Origin of the sequence: Maricaulis sp. (genome assembly GCF_048268525.1) — a bacterium.
Taxonomy (GTDB): domain Bacteria; phylum Pseudomonadota; class Alphaproteobacteria; order Caulobacterales; family Maricaulaceae; genus Maricaulis.
This window is the reverse complement of record NZ_JBLWVH010000027.1, coordinates 15,411-32,126: the sequence shown is the minus strand read 5'-3', so window position 1 is coordinate 32,126 and position 16,716 is coordinate 15,411. Positions and strand designations below refer to the sequence as shown.

The window sequence follows — 16,716 nt, the reverse complement described above, 5'->3', positions numbered from 1 at the left end:
TACAGGCGCACAGTCACAGCCGCACATTGCCGCGCAGCGACTGGCGGATAGCGCGTTCGATGGCCTGTTCCGCATCATCGCCCTTGCCGTCACCGGGCCCGTCTTCATCTTCCATCCGCCGCGCCTCGAATTCGAGCCGGGTATGGATCATGCGGATGCGGGCATCGACCAGACCGTAGATGAGATCGGGGATCTTGGTCTTGACGTTCATCCCCAGCGCCTTGGCGTCCTCGGGCGCGATCGCCTGGCTGTGCGACAACGTGCCGGCCGACAGGGTGTCGGCGATGTGATGCTCGACCTTCTCGTCGACCCGATGCACCGGATTGACGATGTCGCGCGCCACCTTGCCGGCATAGCGGTCATATTTCTCGGCTTCATGAGCCAGCATGACCAACACATCCTGGGTCGCCAGCGGCCCCTTCTGGGCGAGAAGTTCCTTGTAGGCCTCGGTCGGGAAGCCGCCATAAATGGTATCAATCGGACCGAGCGAGGCGGTCGGATCCATGACGATCTTGTCGGCCGCCAGCGCGATCATCGTGCCGCCGGACATGGCCACATAGGGCACATAGGCGATCACCTGTGGTTCGCGCTTGGGGTTGTAATGCCCCTTGGCCTTGGCCTTCGCCAGGTGCTGTTTCAAGGCCAGCGAGATCATGTGGGCCGGCCGGGCATAGCCGCCCAGCGTGTGCAGCACGACGATGATCCGCGCTCGCGGATTGGCCTGGCGGATCGAGGCGACGGCCTCGAAGGCCTCGTCAAAGGCGATCTGCTGCTGGGCACTGTCGCGACCGACGAAATCATCGCCCAGATCATGGATGAGATCGATCAGGACGGTGTTGCCGCTCTCGATCTTCTTGCGGAATTTCTCGTAGTACTTCTTGGCGTCCTCATAGCGCGCCACCCGCTTGCGGCGCAGCTTGTAAACCTGCCGCTCGTCGGACACCGCCCGCTGACGATTGAGATGCATGGAAATAGCGCTGATCGCCACGATCAGGACAAACAGACCGGCCCCGGCCACGCCGTAAAGCACCGTATTGTCCACACCGTCGATCATACTCACCCCCACGCGCACGCCGCACGGGCCGGATATTAACCAAACACTAACAAGTGCAACAAGCAAAAGCGTGAAGGCGGGGGGCGGATCACTCCATTATCTCCACTTGCGTGGCAGACCGGCACCAATTGCGGTTGGCATGACCGGGGAATCGCGCGCCAAGTTTTGATCAGATGAAGGGATGCCAGATGAAGAAATCAGTCTTGTTGGCGGCAAGCTTGCCGGCCCTGGTCCTGGCCGGATGCGGCTTTGGCAGCAATGGCGAGCCCACCGATACACGAGCGCCGGTCTGGGCACGAACAGCGTCAGTCGAAGCGATCGGTCGCGCCTATATTGAAGTCCTGCCCAATCGCGGACAATTCTCGGTCACCTATGAGGCCCGCAACGAGGTCAGCGAGGATGCGGTGGCCGAAGCCGTGGCCCGTGCCAATTCGGTTACGCAGGCCATGCGCGAGATTGATGGCGACAATATCCGGGTTACCTCCGACCTGCAGGTCTCGCCCTATTATGAGCAGGTCTCCCAGAGGATCGGTGAGCATACCGAGCGCCTGGTCGAGAACCGGCACCCGGACGCCCTCATCGGCTACACCGCTTCCGTCACCATCGAAGTGATCGCTTTCAATCTGGACCAGATTTCCGAGCTTCGCGGCGCCGCCATGGCGGCCGGTCCGGCGCGCTCGGGCGATGTCGGCTTTTCCATGCAGCCCAGCGCCGCGCTCTACCGAGAGGCCTTCGCCGCGGCGGTGGGTGACGCGACCGAGCGGGCGCGCATCGTCGCGGAGTCGGCTGGCGGACGGCTCGGGCCCGTCCAAATCCCGCTGGAAGGTCAGCAACCCTGCCTACGACCGCCTGCGACACCAGCGGGCCTGGACAATGGCGATTACGGCCAGATCGGTCGCAATGAAGACGATGACCGCGTCGTCGTGACTGGCAGCCGCATTCGACGGACCGACACCGTGTCCCCGTCGCCGATTACCAATATCGACGGCGAGCAACTTCGAGCAGTCGGCTATATTGACCCATCCGCTCACATCCAAGTGTCCGGCGATTTCGCCCTTGCCGCCGACTTCGAACCGATGCGGTTTGAAACACAAGTTTGTGCGGTTTTCGCGGTCGAGTAGCCCCTAGTTCAACGCGCCGGACCCCGTGGCCGCGCCCGTTCCGGACACCTGGCGCTCCTCGACCAGCTGGTTGAGGAGACCTGCCAGGCGGACACCACCTTGCTTGAGGCGCTGCAGCGAAACCGGCAGGTTGCGGGCATAGTATGCATCGCCCGGCTCGATCGTTTCCTCGGCAGAGGCCCAGTAATAGGCGAAGCCGCGCGAGCGGACGATATCGTGGCTTTCCTGGGCCCAGTCGATCGGGGCGAGTGGTGTGTAGACACTGATGCCATTGAGCGGGATATCGGCGGCGAGCTGGTCGGCCAGCTGGGCCCAGCGGTCGTCTTCATCGATATAGGACCAGGTCTCGGCCATGTAGTCGAGCAGGATCTCGCTGTCCCAGACCCGGTGCAGATTGGTCCGGCGCTCGCCGCGCCACAGCACATTGATGTCATTGCCACCGCGATCACCCTCGATCGAGACATGCAGGGGCTGATGAATGTCGCCCATCCAGTGGGCGAGGAATTTCAGCGCTTCCAGACGGTCGGCATCCGATCGCGAACGGTCGACGAAGATGCCGGCATGCAGGTCGATGGCCGAGGTGATGCAGCCGCCTTCGGCGCAGTCTTCGGCGTCGACACGCGGATCGTCGCGGGTCTGGTTGATGTAGTGCCAGGGCGCCGTGTGCCGGTGAGTGGAACCACGTACCTCATCGGCCCAGGAACAGACATCGCGGAAATGATCGAATTCGGGATCCTGGGCGACCAGCCGGTCGATCTCGGTGCGGGTTTCATCGGACAGGTAGCGCCAGGCCAGGTCACAGACAATGCGATGACCGTCGCGGCCATAGGCTTCAACGGGCGCAACGGTGACGAGAGATGCCAACAAGCTCGCAGCCGCGAAAAGGCGCAGGAAACTGGACATGGGTTGCTCCGGGTAGCGGCACCCGCCCGGTGCCATCCCCGGTCTGTAGAAGAGCCGGCGCTTCGCCTCCACTAGCCAAGGCGGGCAATTCGCTCAAACCGCAATCCCCGGTAGAATAATTGGAATTTGTAATCTTTCACGCGTCTGGCCTGGCAGCGGATAGCGACTGACAGTTTTTTCGGGATGCCGGAACTATACCGTCTGGACGGTATTGACTGTACCGTCTGGACGGTTTATGTGCACCGCAACAATACAGGATCAATCCCAGCATGACTGCGTGCAAACCTTCAACCAGGGACACCATTCTCGACGCCGCCGAAACCGTGGTCGGTCGCGACGGCGCACGCCGTCTGACGATCGATGCGGTCGCCGCCGAAGCCAGTGTCTCCAAGGGCGGTGTCCTCTATCATTTCCCCAACAAGGTCGCCCTGCTCAAGGGCATGGTGGAGCGGATGATGGCGGATATCAGCCAGGACTTCGCCAATTGCGAGGCCGCGGCCCATGCCGCCGGCGAGCCGCCGCTCGTCCATGTTTTCAACGCCATGTTCGACCGGCATGACGAGCGCAAGACATTGTCCATGGCGCTTCTGGCCGCCTCGGCAGAACACCCTGATCTGCTGGACCCGGCCCGCGACTTCATGTCGTCCACCTTCCAGCGTCTCAGCGACGACACGCCGGACCCGGTCGGCGCCCGGCTTCTTCTGCTCGCCATGGACGGGCTGAAACTTTCGACCCTGCTTGGCTTCGATACCATTCCCGAAAATCAGCTCACCCAGATCCGCGATCGGCTGGTGCGCCTGACCCACGAGCTTTACCAATGACCCGCTTCCCGCTCCTCGCCGCCCTCGGCACCAGCCTCCTCCTCGCGGCCTGTTCCGAGGAAATTGTCGCGCCACCGCCGCCGCCTCGCCTGGTCCAGCTCGCCGAAGTGGTCGCCGATAGCGGCGAGACACGGCATGAATTTGTAGGCCGGGTCGAAGCCCGTCTGAGCGTCGACATGGCGTTCCAGGTCGGCGGACAATTGGCCGAATTGCCGCTCAGTGAGGGCGTCCTGATCGAACAGGGCACGCTCGTCGCTGCGCTGGACCGTGAAGACTTCCAGCGCGCCGAGCGGGAAGCACGGGTGCAGTTGCAGCAGGCCAATACCGAACTGGAGCGCCAGCAGACCCTGCACGAGCGCGGCATCGCCTCGCAGGCCGCCCTCGACAGCGCCCAGACCAATTACGACCTGCGTGAAGTTGCCTTGCAGACGGCTCGCCGCAATCTGGGTTATGCGACCCTGACCGCGCCCTTTGACGCTCTGGTCAGCCGCCGCCTCGTCGACAATTACACCATCGTCTCACCCGGCCAGCCGGTGGTGCGCCTGATGGATGTGTCGGAATTGCGCGTCTCCATCCCGATTTCCGAGAGCATGGTCGCCACCTTCGACCGCGAGGACCTTGTCTCACTGGACGCGGCATTCGCCTTCCTGCCGGGTCAGACTTTTCCGCTGGAGCCCCGCGAACTGGTATCCGAACCGGATACAGCCTCGCGCACCTACCGCGCCATCGCGGCCCTGCCCGGTGACATGCCGGCCAATCTCCTGCCGGGCATGACCGCCACGGTGTTCGCCGAATTTGCCAGCAGTGGCAGTGTAAGCCTCGGACTGCGTGTCCCCCTCAACGCAGTCGCTGCCGCGCCAGACGGATCACAGCGGGTCTGGGTGTTTGATCCGGATACCAGCACGGTCGGATCACGCCCTGTCACCAGCGACGGCTTCGAGGGTGACATGATCATCATCACATCCGGCATTGCTGCCGGTGACCGGGTTGTCACCGCCGGGGTCACCGCCCTGCACGAAGGCATGGCCGTTCGTCCCCTCTCCGACAATACCCGCTTTGGGCAGCCGCAATGAGCACCGCCAACACCCCGTCCAGCGCCCTCGCACGCCTGTCGATCGAAAAGCCCGTCCTGACCTGGATGGTCATCCTGTTCTGCCTGCTCGGCGGACTGGCCGGCTTCATGAATGTCGGCCGCCTGGAAGATCCGGCCTTTACCGTCAAGGAAGCCATCATCTTCACGGCCTACCCCGGCGCGACCGCGGAAGAGGTCGAACAGGAAGTCACCGAAGCGTTGGAAATCGCCATCCAGCAGCTTGGTGAAGTTCATGAAATCCGGTCAGAATCCTCGCCGGGAATCTCGGAAATCCATGTCACGATCGACGACACCATCGACAGCGGCGACATGCCGGCCGTCTGGACCCGGCTGAGGGCCAAGATCAGGGACACGGTCGGCAGCCTGCCGCCCGGCGTCGGCGCGCCCGTCGTCTATGATGATTTCGGCGACACTTACGGGATTTTCTATGCCGTGACCGCCGAGGGCTATTCCGACAGTCGCATCCGCGATGTTGCGCGCATGTTGCGGCGCGAATTGCTGACCGTCGAGGATGTCGCCAAAGTCGCAGTCGAGGGCGAGCCGGACGAGCGCATCTATATCGAGATCCCGCAGGAAAACCTTGCCCGCCTCGGCCTGTCCTATGCCGATCTCCTCGAGGATCTGGAACAGGAAAACGCCGTCGTCGCCGCCGGATCGGCACCGCTTAATGACCGGCTCGTCCGGGTCGACATTCCGCAGACGCTTGGCGGCACGGAAGCGATTTCCAACCTGTTGATCACGCCGCGCGACAGTGATCAGGCGATCCGCCTGTCCGACATTGCCGAGGTCCGCCGCGACACGGTCGAACGCCCCACCCAGCTGATCTATCACAACAATGTCCGCGCCTTCACGATCGGCGTCGCGGGCCTGCCGACGGCCAATATCGTCGATGTCGGTCATGCCGTCGAAGCGCGTCTGGCAGAGCTTGAGACCAGCCTGCCGCTGGGTGTCGAGCTGCATCCGATCTACCAACAGCACCAGGTCGTCGATGATGCGATCAACAGCTTCCTGGTCAGCCTCGCCCTGTCGATCGCCATCGTGATCGGGGTGCTGTGCATCTTCATGGGCTGGCGGGCCGGCCTGACCGTCGGCGCCGTGCTATTCCTGACCATCGCCGGCACGATCTTCTTCATGAGCCTGTTCTCGCTGGAGATGGAGCGCATCTCCCTGGGTGCGTTGATCATCGCCATGGGCATGCTGGTCGACAATGCCATCGTGGTGACCGAGGGCATGTTGACCGGGGTCATGCGGGGCAAGCCGCGCATGCAAGCCGCCGAGGAAGCCGTCGCCACCACGCAATGGCCGCTGTTGGGCGCCACGGTAATCGGCATCCTCGCCTTTGCCGGGATCGGCCTGTCGCCGGATGCGACCGGGGAATTCCTGTTCTCCCTGTTCGCCGTGATCGCGATCTCGCTGCTGTTGAGCTGGGTCATCGCTGTCACCGTCGTGCCGATGGTGGGCTTCCACCTCTTCTCCGCCCAGCGCGCCGCAGCGCAGGCCGCCGCCGATCACAATCATGATGAGGAGAGCCTGTACACCGGGCGCCTGTTCAATGGCTATCGCGGGCTATTGAACCTCGCCCTGTCACGGCGCTGGGTCGTGCTGGCCTTGCTGATCATCATCACATTTGTCTGCTATGCCGGCTTCGGGTCGGTCCGCAATTCCTTCTTCCCGGCCACCAACACGCCGGTCTTCTACGTCAATGTCGAACTGCCTGAGGGCACCGACATCCTGACCACCGACGCCACCATGCGGGAAATCGGCAGTTTCGTTTCCGATCAACCGGAAACCACGGCGATCGATACATTCGTCGGCGCCGGCGCGACCCGCTTCATGCTGACCTATACGGCTGAACAGCCCAATACTGCCTATGGTCAGATCATCGTCTGGGCCCGGGACCTTGAGTCCATCCCGGGCCTGGCCGACCGTATCTTGACCCATGTCCGCGAAACGGTCCCCGATGCCGAAATCCGCACCGACCGGATCGTCTTCGGCCCGCCATCGGGCGCCAAGCTGGAAGCGCGTTTCTCGGGACCGGATGCCGATGTGCTGCGCGAACTGGCCGAACAGGCAATGGCCGCGCTGCACGCCGATGCCGATGTCATCGACATCCGCACCGACTGGCGCAATCGCACCCCGGTCCTGCGTCCGGTCATCATCGAGGAGACAGCGCAGACCATCGGTGTCACCCGTGAGAATATCGCCAATGCGCTGCGCTTCGCCACGGACGGCAATCAGATCGGCGTCTATCGCGAAGGCGAGACCCTGATCCCGATCCTTGCCCGCGCACCGGCAGCAGAACGCGCCGATCCGGCCTATCTCGATGACCGGCTGGTCTGGAGCCCGCAACAGGCCGCCTATGTGCCGATCAGCCAGATCGTGTCGGAATTCGCACTGGAGTTCGAAGACGTACTGATCCAGCGCCGCGACCGGACCCGGACGATTTCGGTGCGGGCCAACCCGCATGGCTGGGAAACCGCCGCGGAAGGCTTTGCCCGCTTCCAGCCGGTGCTCGCGGCCATCGAATTGCCGCGCGGCTATTCGCTGGAATGGGGCGGCGAGTATGAAGCGTCAGCCGAAGCCAATGCCTCGCTGGGCGGACAGCTGCCGCTCACCTTCATCGCCATGCTGACCATCTCCTTCCTGCTGTTCGCGACCATCCGCCAGCCGCTGATCATCTGGGCTGTGGTGCCGATGTCGGTGAACGGGGTGGTGATCGGTCTTTTGGCCACCAATGTCGCCTTCTCCTTCACCGCCCTTCTGGGCCTGCTGTCGCTGTCCGGCATGCTGATCAAGAACGCGATCGTGCTGGTCGACGAGATCGACATGCGGATCCGCGGCGGGTCTGACCGGTTGGTGGCGGTGCGCGATGGGTCGATCAGTCGTCTGCGGCCGGTCCTTCTGGCAGCCAGCACCACGATCCTCGGCATGACGCCGCTGATCAGCGATGCCTTCTTCCAGGGCATGGCGGTGACCATTATCGGCGGGCTGACCTTCGCCACCGTGCTGACCATGATCGCGGTGCCGGTCCTGTACGCGCTCTTCTTCGGCATCAAACCGGAAAAGCGGCGCAAGGATGACGCGCTGCCAGAGCCTGTCGAGGCTTGACGCTGGGGCGGGAAGCGGCCAACGCTCCCGCCCATGACAGCGATAGAAAATGCCCACAATATCGAGGCGCTGCGGGCGCTGGCCCGCAAGCGACTGCCGCGAATGGTGTTCGACTATATCGATGGCGGCGCCGATGACGAGATCACGCTGGGTCGCAATGACCGCCGCTATGGCGATTACGAGCTGAACTTCAAATCGCTGGTGGATGTCTCGAAGATCGAGCTGGAAACGACGGTCATGGGCGCCACCAGCAAGGCGCCGATCATCGTCACACCGACAGCCGCCCAGCGCCTGTTCAATCCGCGCGCCGGGGAAGCGGCCGTGGCGAGGGCAGCTAAGAAGGTCGGGCTGGTCTATTGCCTCTCCACCCTCGCCTCGACCACGATCGAGGAAATCGCGCAGCACACGGACGGGCCGAAATGGTTCCAGGTTTACGTCTGGAAAGACCGGACGCTTGTGGAACAGGCGATGGAACGGGCCAGAGCGGCCGGCTTTACCGGGCTGATCCTGACCGTCGATGTCCCCGTCGCGGGCAATCGCGAGCGTGACCATCTCAACGCCTTCACCATCCCGCCGAAGATCAATGCCAAGACGATCAGCCAGGTCCTCGCTCGCCCGGGCTATCTCTGGGACATGGCAACCACGCCGGAAATCCTCGCCGCGAACTGGGCCGACATGGATACCGGCGGGATGGGGATCATCCAGTTTCTCAATTCCCAGTTCGACCGCACGGTGACCTGGGAGGACGCCAAGTGGATAAAGGAAGCCTGGGGCGGGCCGTTTGCGATCAAGGGCATCGCCCGACCGGACGATGCTTTGCGTTGTGTCCATGCCGGCGCCGACGCGGTGTGGATCTCCAATCATGGTGGCCGTCAGCTGGACACCGCCCCGGCGACCATCGACACGCTAGCCAACATCGTCGCGGCGGTTGATGGTCAGGCGGAGGTCATCCTTGATGGCGGCATCCGGCGCGGGACCGACATCATCAAGGCCCTCGCACTCGGTGCCACGGCTGTCGCGGTCGGACGACCCTACCTGTTCGGCCTGGGAGCGGGTGGCCAGGCTGGCGTCGAACGGGCGCTGGACATTCTGGTGTCGGCGCTGGAGCGGGACATGGCCCTGGTCGGTGCAACGCGCCTGGCGGATTTGACACCGGACTTTGTCCGCATGCCGCGCTAGACTCGCACCCAACACACCAACAAACCATCTCAACGGGGTCGATCCATGTTTGCAGCCGAGAGCCTTGTCCGCACGCTCATCAACCAGGGCGTGGAGGTCTGCTTCACCAATCCGGGCACGTCGGAAATGCACATGGTCGCCGCGCTCGACCGTACCGACGGCATGCGCTCGGTCCTGTGTCTGTTTGAAGGCGTCGCGACCGGCGCGGCGGACGGCTATGCCCGCATGGCCGACAAGCCGGCCTGCACTCTGCTCCACCTGGGCCCCGGCGCCGGCAATGGCCTCGCCAACCTGCACAATGCCCGCCGCGCCTACGCCCCGGTCGTCAACATTGTCGGCGATCATGCCCGCGATCACATCAAGCTCGACGCGCCACTGACCTCCGACGCCGCCGGGGTCTGCCGACCAATGTCTCGTTGGGTGGGATGCGTCGCTGACGCGTCTGAGGTTTCCACAATGGCCGTTGAGGCGGTGCAACAGTCCTACGGTCCGGAGCGCGGTGTCGCCTCGCTCATCCTGCCAGCCGATTGTGCCTGGTCGGACGCCGAACCCAGCGTGCTGGAGGCCCAACCCGTGCCCGGCCTCGATCCCGTCGACCCGGTCCGTATCGCAGCGGTCGTCGCTGCCCTGCGTGCTGCAAGGGATCCGGTCATCTTCCTGGGCAATGATGCCTGCCGCGAAGCGGGCCTTATGGCGGCCGGCAGGATCGCGGACGCCACCGGCGCGCGGTTGTTCATGGACACATTCGTACCGCGCATCGCGCGGGGACATGGCCGCGTGTCACCAAAGCGCCTCGGCTATTTCGGCGAACAGGCGCTCGAAGAGCTTGGCGAAACCGACCTGATGGTCATCGCCGGCTCCAAACCGCCCGTCGCCTTCTTTGCCTATCCCGACCAACCCGGCGAACTGACCCCGGCGAGTGCCAGGACCGAGACACTGGCCGGCCCGGCGGACGACGTGATCGCGGGCTTGCAGGCCGTCGTGGACGCGCTTGGCGCCTGCCAGGCCGCGCCCGACCTGCCGGCACGATCGCAAGCTCCCAAACTCTTTCCCGACGAAGCACTCAATCCCGGCTATGTGGGTATTTCCCTGCTGCGCCACATGCCCGAGGACTCCATCATCTGTGATGATGCGACGACGTCCGGCATGGGCGTTTTCCCCTGGATCGAGCACGGTCCGCGCCATGACTGGTTGTGCCTGACCGGCGGGGCCATCGGCTCGGGCATGCCGCAGGCTATCGGCGCCGCCATGGCCTGTCCCGACAAGCAGGTCTTTGCGCTGTGCGGAGATGGCGCCGCCGCCTATACGCTACAGGCACTATGGACCCAGGCCCGGGAAAAGCTGGACGTCATCAATGTGGTCTTCGCCAACCATTCCTACCTGGTGCTCAATGTCGAACTCGCACGGGTTGGCGCCGGCGACCCCGGACCGGCGGCCCAGCAAATGCTCTCACTCGACAATCCAAAGATGGACTGGATCAAGCTGGCGGAAGGGTTTGGTGTGCCCGCCCAGGGTGCCCGGACGGCCGGCGAGTTCGACACCGCGCTGCAACGCGCGCTGGCTGCCGGCGGCCCGCATTTGATCGTGGCTGAAATCTAGGTCTCAGGTCCGCAGCGCCCGGCTTTCTTCCGGGCGGACGTCATCGGGGCGGCGATCGATGACAAGCGCGTGTTCGAGCACACGTCGCAGCTCGCTGATTTCGACCGGCTTGGGCAGATAGTCGGTAAAGCCTGCTGCCAGGAATTCGCGGCGATGATCATCCGATGCCAGCGCCGTGACCGCAACAATCCGGGCGTCGGCGGATTTGCGGGTGTCGCGAATGCACTGCATGGCACTGACACCGTCCATCTCGGGCATCTGGATGTCCATCAGCACCACGTCATAGGCCAGTGAGGTCGCCTTGTTGACAGCCTCGCGACCGCCGGAGGCACAATCCACCGTCAGCTCATCCGCCTTCACGATCTGCTGGACCATGGCCTTGATCACCAGCTGGTTGGTCATCACGTCATCGACCACCAGAACCCGGCCAGGCGCGTTGATCGGCTCAAGCGGCACGACGCTGCGCTCGACGGTCTCCGGCTCGCTCGCCGATACCTGCTCCAGGGGCAGATCGACCGTGAAAGTCGAGCCGCGACCCATCTTGCTCGACAGGGTGATCTTGCCGTCCATCTTCGACACGAGCCGACGACAGATAGCCAGCCCGAGACCGGTCCCGCCATAACGCCGGGTCACCGTTGCATCGACCTGGTTGAACGGGTCGAAAATCGTGTCCTGCTTGTTGCCCGGAATACCGATTCCGGTGTCTCTGACAGCCAGGCGCACACGAGTCTTGCCATCGCGCGCCTCGCCAACAGCCGCGAGTGACACGCTGACCCGGCCAGCATGGGTGAACTTCACGGCATTGCCCAAAAGATTGTTGATCACCTGGCGCAAGCGGATGGGGTCACCGCGCACACAGGCCGGGTCGCCGAGCTGGTTGTTGACCGTCACGGCAACGCCCTTGCTTTCCGCCTGCGGACGCCAGTGGTCGGTCGTACTGCGGATCAACCCCGCCAGATCAAACTCGCGACTCTCCAGCTCGAGCGCGTCCGCTTCGATCTTGGACAGGTCGAGAATGCCATTGAGCAATTCGAGCAACGCCTTGCCGCTGTCATCGATCAGTTCGAGACTTCGGCGATGATCCTCATTCAGAGCGGGGTCCGCTTGCAGGACATTGGTCATGCCAATGACACCATTGAGCGGCGTGCGAACCTCATGGCTCATATTGGCTATGAAATCAGATTTGGCCCGATTGGCCTGCTGAGCCGCGATCAAGGCTGTTTCCAACTGCTGATTAGCGGTCGCCAATGCGCTTTGGGCATCCGTCGTGGCCGATCGGAAACTGGACCCAAACAGGACGATCCAGACGCAGGACAGCGCTCCGGCAGCCACCAGCATGTCGAGCAATTCGGACGGGTTGAACCCGAAACGCCCAACCTCCGCCACTTGGGCCGTGCTCATGATGAGCCCGAAATAGGCGGCCAGCGGGAAGATGGCGAAGAACGCCGCGCGCGCGCCCCAGGCGATATAGGCGCCCAGCACAATGCCGGGGAGATAGAGTGTGGCCGGCGGGAAAGACCCTCGATTGGCCCAGGCCGCTGCGAACAAGACCAGGGAGGCGAGCAGGATCATGACCGCGATCGTCGCATTGGGTCGACGCAGCTTCAGACCGGTGAAGCCGACCGTCCCGGCCAGGGCTGCCGACGCCAGGCCAAGCTCGACCATGCCCGGACGGCCATCGAGCACAAAAGCAAGTACGCCTGCATTGACCAGGCCCATCAAGGTGAAGATCGTCGAATAGGCCACGGCGATACGCGATTTGATCGCGTAGTCGAAATCGACGAGCGGGTCGGCCCCGGTCCAACGGTCGATCTGTCTCCACAGCATGGTACGCTATCCCTACTCAAGTAAGATGGAATATAGCCCGCCAGGGTTAACAAATCAGTGTGTTCCGGACGATTTCCCACCTTCGATTGCGGGTTCGCCCTGCCGATTGCGAGTTCGCTCTGCGTGCCTGCCGCTCCGCCCGCCCGCGCTAGCGGGCCTCAGGCTCGCCCAGGGGATTCGGCACAATCGCCGTTCCATCGAAATAGGACTGGATGATCGACCAGTCATGAGCCGACACACGGCGCCCCATCGCCAAACCTTCCAGATTGTCGGCCATGATATGATAGCCGCCATACAGACGGGAAATGCCGGCCGCGTCAGCTGTGCCGGAAAAGGTCGGGAATTCAAGCGTGACCGGCGGATGCTCGAAGCCCGGCTCGGTCGCCGAGCCGGCTTCAACCCTCACCGAATAACCGAAATGGTCATCACCGGTGAAGCGGGCCAGCGTGTCTGCTGCCGCGCCGGAAATCGTTGAGTGCCCCGAAGGGTAGCCACCAAAGGGCGGCGTCGGAAATGTCCGCGGCGAATAGGGATGCCATTCACTGGCCGGGATTTCGGTCGTACCGAGACCCGGCCCGCCCCAGGCCTCAATTACCCTGTCGCCATGATAGTGCCGGATCAGCGTCCAGGGCCGCGAGGTGTCGTAGTAGATTTTGGAATCCCAGGACGCGATGAAGGCGTCCATCGCCACATTGGCGACCGCGAAATACATGCGAATATCCGTGTCGAGATCATTGCGATCGCGGCAGGACACAACTTGCGCCATCTGCAACCAGTGCCCGGACTGGGCGGTTGAGGCCGGTCCGTCGCGCATGAATTCGACCAGCGCCTTTTGTTGATCGGTCAGATTGGCATTCATCTCGGCGACTTCATTGGCCTCGTCGAGCAATTGCTGGCTGCCCACCAGGGGCGGCGGCGGCGCGCGGAACTGATCCGCACTGTCCAGTCCGAACGGCGCGACGCGATACCAGTGCGGGGTCAGCCAGGTCTGGACCCGAACACCGCCCTCGCCATCCGAGGCCGGAATGGGTTGCCAGCGATCCGCATCGACGATGACATCGGGATGATTGACCGGACGGTACATGATGTATTGCGAATAGGGTTCGCCGTCCGAACCGGCTTCATCGCCCAATTGATTGGCGCCATCATGATGCCGCGCCTGCAATACGGCCGCGGCTGCCAGATTGCCAATCCCCTCCGGGGTGGCAGGATCACGGGATTGATTGTCCGGATCATAACCGGCGGCGATGAATTGCTCACGCGCATATTCGGCCTGGGCCGGATACTGGTCGATCAGGCTTCGATAGGCGGCAAAGGCAATCGCGGTCTGCTTGTTCGCGTCGGTCCGCTCCGACACCGGACGCCGCAGGTTCGCGCCATAGCGCGTCCCGACCGCGGTCGCGTCATAGGCTGCCCAGGCGTCGAAAACGGCGGTCTGCACGATAGCCATCTGCCGCGAGAGAACAGTGGGACGGGCGCCGAAACTGACCACATCCCGCGCGGAGATATCCAGCAGGACATCAACCCAGTGATAGGCGGCGCTGGGTTGCCACCCATCATCATGCTCGAAGGCGCGACACTGATTGACCGGTTCTGCATTCGCAGGCGCCGGCACCTGCATAAGGTTTGTCACGGCGAACGCGGCCGCGATCAGTACAGATTCCAACATGTAGATTTCTCCCCCTGGGGCGGAAGATGACTCCCTGCCTGCGCGACAACAACCCCCGTTTGTGCATCCAATGCACACGCCGGCAGAACACTCGCGATCCCGAACCCGACAACAACTCCCAACAAAAAAGCGCCGCCCCTGCGGGACGGCGCTTCTCGTGTCATTCCTGTCCGGTCCGCTAGAAAGTGGCCTGGATACCGAAGGCCAGGATGTCGGTTGTGGCATCGCGCTCGGACCAGGTGGCACCATTGGGAAGATTGCCACCACTGAGGAAGTTGAGCGGGACCCAGCCATCAGTGTGAATATACTCACCGAACATGTTCACGCCCGGCGCGAGGAAGTAGGACAGGCCAGCGACATACTGGTCCTGACGCTCCCAGGGCGCGCCGTCATCACCGGCCCGGAAGCGGCTGAATTCGAACGAAATATCGAGCGGGCTTTCCGCGCCGACATCCATCCCGTAGCGGCCACCCACAGCCCAGGAACTGGTCTCGCGCGCTTCAAACACGCTGAGCGGATTGGTCGGATCCGGCACGGCCGAACCTGGCCAGACATCCGTGGTTTCCTGGAACTCACCGAGGAATTCAAAAGCACCCAGCGTCACACGGCTATAGACCGCATAGGCCGGATTATTGTCGTCGCACGGGTTGAAGTGGAAGACCGGATAGGCCTGGCAATACGGGCTGGCATGCTCGTAGCTGGCCCCCACCATGATCGAGCCATCCGCGCCGACCGGGGAGGTGTAATTGGCGTCGATGGCGAAATTGTTCACCCGCGACGGGACATTCGTACCCTGCACCGGCGCATTGGCAGCGCGGAACTGGGCCCCGCCCTGGATGCCCATGGCGCGGATGTGCAGGCCGTCATTGTAATAGCCAACCAGGCCACCATAGGCGAGACCGGCGAAGGAGTGCCAGGTCGTCGAATTGGTGAAGGGGCTGACCGTGTCGTTGAGCCCGAAAGGCGTGTCCATCTTGCCGAGCGCAGCATAGATCGGCGAATTGTCGAGATTGCCATACATCACCCAGGCCTTGCGGACCTGGACCTGGTTACGGTTGAGATCGGTGATCGTGCCCGAACCGAAGCTCTGTTCCGGATTATAGAGCAATTCAACATAGGCGGTGACATTCTCGGCAACACGGGCCGTGGCAGCCAGCTGTGCGGAATGCACGACCATTTCGGAGACTTCCTCACCGATCTGGTTGGCGGAGGTCGGGTGGCGCATCAGCCAGCCAAACTTGGTGTCCGAATTCGAGCGCTGATAATCGGCCAGAACCGTCACACCACCGCTCAGCGTGACGCGATTGTCCAGCTGACCGTTCTGCATCGCCTGGAGCTGGATCAGCTGGCGCTGATTGATGCCCTCGGCATGGTCGAGCACGGCAAAGCTGTACTGCGTGCTCAGCCCGACGAAATTCTGACGATAAGTGTCCTGGTGCGCCGTGTGATGATCGGCATTGGCGACCTGCGCCGGCGCATCGCCGGATGCGGCATGATGTGGAGCCGCGTGCGGCGCACTGTGAGGAGAGGTGTGCGGGGCCGTGTGCGGCGCGCTGTGAGCTGACGCGCTCCCCTCCATCGCGCCCTGGGCTTCAAGGAATTCGAGCAGGCGGCGATTGGTCTCTTCCAATTGCTCGATTCGCGCTTCGAGCGCCTCGATACGGGCGTCGTCATCAGCCAGCGCAACAGATCCGGTCGATGACAGCGCAATAACGCTCGCGCCAAGCGCGAGAAAACTACGGTACATGATGTCCCCTGTTCGATATTTCGGCGCGGCTTGTCCCGAACGGCGCCGTAAAATTGAGAGGCCAGCTGCCGAAGCCCGACTCAATCGACAAGTCGAACGGGTAGCTGTCCAAAACACGGCACCCATGCGCGGAGTCGCACGGGCCGTCACGAAAGAAGTTGTACGGGGTGTGAGATGCCCGCTGCTGTGCGGCGTTGGTGTCGCAGGCCAACCGCGATGGCGTCTCATCGGAGGCGCCGCAGGTGGCACGCGTCCGGAGCTCACAGCTTGTAAGTTTCGCCAGAGCGGTGGTGGCGATCGCCCTCCTTCGCCCCAGGTGCGCGCTGCGGGAGGCAGGCGTCGGGAACTCACGGCTTGTAGGTTGTGATCAGAGTGGGTGGTGGCGATCGCCCTCCTTCGCCAAGGCTTCGGAGGGCACCTCTTCGCCCCAGATGCGCGCTGCGGGTGGCAGGCGTCGGGAACTCACGGCTTGTAGGTTGTGATCAGAGTGGGTGGTGGCGATCGCCCTCCTTCGCCAAGGCTTCGGAGGGCACCTCTTCGCCCCAGGTGCGCGCTGCGGGTGGCGTGCCACCCGAAGCCCGCAGGGCGAAGGGTG

The 16,716-nt window shown here is 63.2% G+C and carries 11 protein-coding genes; 6 read left to right on the top strand and 5 right to left on the bottom strand.

The features are described from left to right. Positions 1–13: 13 nt before the first annotated feature. Positions 14–1,054, bottom strand: a complete 1,041-nt coding sequence (locus tag ACN0X9_RS13005) for an SDH family Clp fold serine proteinase (RefSeq protein ID WP_417487993.1) — start codon at positions 1,052–1,054, stop codon at positions 14–16. A 188-nt stretch (positions 1,055–1,242) separates the two neighbouring features. Here ACN0X9_RS13005 and ACN0X9_RS13000 point away from each other — a divergent pair, with 188 nt between their 5' ends. Beyond that, a complete protein-coding gene (locus tag ACN0X9_RS13000; protein WP_417487992.1) occupies positions 1,243–2,175 on the top strand; it encodes an SIMPL domain-containing protein in 933 nt (310 codons plus the stop codon). A gap of 3 nt (positions 2,176–2,178) precedes the next feature. On the opposite strand, the gene ACN0X9_RS12995 is transcribed toward ACN0X9_RS13000, so the two are convergent. After that, positions 2,179–3,078 (bottom strand): S1/P1 nuclease, encoded by a 900-nt coding sequence (locus ACN0X9_RS12995; protein ID WP_417487991.1) that lies wholly within the window; start codon positions 3,076–3,078, stop codon positions 2,179–2,181. A 269-nt stretch (positions 3,079–3,347) separates the two neighbouring features. Between ACN0X9_RS12995 and ACN0X9_RS12990 the strand changes: the two genes are divergently transcribed. Genes ACN0X9_RS12990 through ACN0X9_RS12970 form a run of 5 tightly spaced genes read left to right on the top strand, consistent with a single transcriptional unit; the run spans position 3,348 to position 10,878 of the window. Beyond that, positions 3,348–3,899, top strand: a complete 552-nt coding sequence (locus ACN0X9_RS12990) for a TetR/AcrR family transcriptional regulator (protein WP_417487990.1) — start codon at positions 3,348–3,350, stop codon at positions 3,897–3,899. Continuing rightward, positions 3,896–4,972 (top strand): efflux RND transporter periplasmic adaptor subunit, encoded by a 1,077-nt coding sequence (locus tag ACN0X9_RS12985; protein WP_417487989.1) that lies wholly within the window; start codon positions 3,896–3,898, stop codon positions 4,970–4,972. The genes ACN0X9_RS12990 and ACN0X9_RS12985 overlap by 4 nt, the downstream gene beginning before the upstream one ends. Beyond that, on the top strand, positions 4,969–8,100 hold the full coding sequence (locus ACN0X9_RS12980) for an efflux RND transporter permease subunit (RefSeq protein WP_417487988.1): 3,132 nt from the start codon (positions 4,969–4,971) through the stop codon (positions 8,098–8,100). Before ACN0X9_RS12985 ends, ACN0X9_RS12980 begins: the two co-directional genes overlap by 4 nt. A 33-nt stretch (positions 8,101–8,133) precedes the next feature. Continuing rightward, positions 8,134–9,279 (top strand): alpha-hydroxy acid oxidase, encoded by a 1,146-nt coding sequence (locus tag ACN0X9_RS12975; RefSeq protein ID WP_417487987.1) that lies wholly within the window; start codon positions 8,134–8,136, stop codon positions 9,277–9,279. A 45-nt stretch (positions 9,280–9,324) separates the two neighbouring features. Further along, on the top strand, positions 9,325–10,878 hold the full coding sequence (locus ACN0X9_RS12970) for an acetolactate synthase large subunit (RefSeq protein ID WP_417487986.1): 1,554 nt from the start codon (positions 9,325–9,327) through the stop codon (positions 10,876–10,878). A 3-nt stretch (positions 10,879–10,881) separates the two neighbouring features. On the opposite strand, the gene ACN0X9_RS12965 is transcribed toward ACN0X9_RS12970, so the two are convergent. The 3 genes from ACN0X9_RS12965 to ACN0X9_RS12955 form a co-directional block, all read right to left on the bottom strand. Then, complete coding sequence (locus ACN0X9_RS12965; RefSeq protein ID WP_417487985.1) at positions 10,882–12,705, bottom strand: ATP-binding protein; 1,824 nt, start codon at positions 12,703–12,705, stop codon at positions 10,882–10,884. Positions 12,706–12,853: 148 nt separating this feature from the next. Continuing rightward, a complete protein-coding gene (locus tag ACN0X9_RS12960; protein ID WP_417487984.1) occupies positions 12,854–14,374 on the bottom strand; it encodes a vanadium-dependent haloperoxidase in 1,521 nt (506 codons plus the stop codon). 178 nt (positions 14,375–14,552) lie between these two features. Then, entirely contained in the window at positions 14,553–16,121 is a 1,569-nt protein-coding gene (locus ACN0X9_RS12955; RefSeq protein WP_417487983.1) for a hypothetical protein, read from the bottom strand. Positions 16,122–16,716 lie beyond the last annotated feature (595 nt).

What these genes read in the sequence shown, in the direction of transcription:
- ACN0X9_RS13005 (WP_417487993.1), bottom strand. Translation starts at nt 1,054, where the DNA reads ATGATCGACGGTGTGGACAATACGGTGCTTTACGGCGTGGCCGGGGCC.
- ACN0X9_RS13000 (WP_417487992.1), top strand. Translation starts at nt 1,243, where the DNA reads ATGAAGAAATCAGTCTTGTTGGCGGCAAGCTTGCCGGCCCTGGTCCTG.
- ACN0X9_RS12995 (WP_417487991.1), bottom strand. Translation starts at nt 3,078, where the DNA reads ATGTCCAGTTTCCTGCGCCTTTTCGCGGCTGCGAGCTTGTTGGCATCT.
- ACN0X9_RS12990 (WP_417487990.1), top strand. Translation starts at nt 3,348, where the DNA reads ATGACTGCGTGCAAACCTTCAACCAGGGACACCATTCTCGACGCCGCC.
- ACN0X9_RS12985 (WP_417487989.1), top strand. Translation starts at nt 3,896, where the DNA reads ATGACCCGCTTCCCGCTCCTCGCCGCCCTCGGCACCAGCCTCCTCCTC.
- ACN0X9_RS12980 (WP_417487988.1), top strand. Translation starts at nt 4,969, where the DNA reads ATGAGCACCGCCAACACCCCGTCCAGCGCCCTCGCACGCCTGTCGATC.
- ACN0X9_RS12975 (WP_417487987.1), top strand. Translation starts at nt 8,134, where the DNA reads ATGACAGCGATAGAAAATGCCCACAATATCGAGGCGCTGCGGGCGCTG.
- ACN0X9_RS12970 (WP_417487986.1), top strand. Translation starts at nt 9,325, where the DNA reads ATGTTTGCAGCCGAGAGCCTTGTCCGCACGCTCATCAACCAGGGCGTG.
- ACN0X9_RS12965 (WP_417487985.1), bottom strand. Translation starts at nt 12,705, where the DNA reads ATGCTGTGGAGACAGATCGACCGTTGGACCGGGGCCGACCCGCTCGTC.
- ACN0X9_RS12960 (WP_417487984.1), bottom strand. Translation starts at nt 14,374, where the DNA reads ATGTTGGAATCTGTACTGATCGCGGCCGCGTTCGCCGTGACAAACCTT.
- ACN0X9_RS12955 (WP_417487983.1), bottom strand. Translation starts at nt 16,121, where the DNA reads ATGTACCGTAGTTTTCTCGCGCTTGGCGCGAGCGTTATTGCGCTGTCA.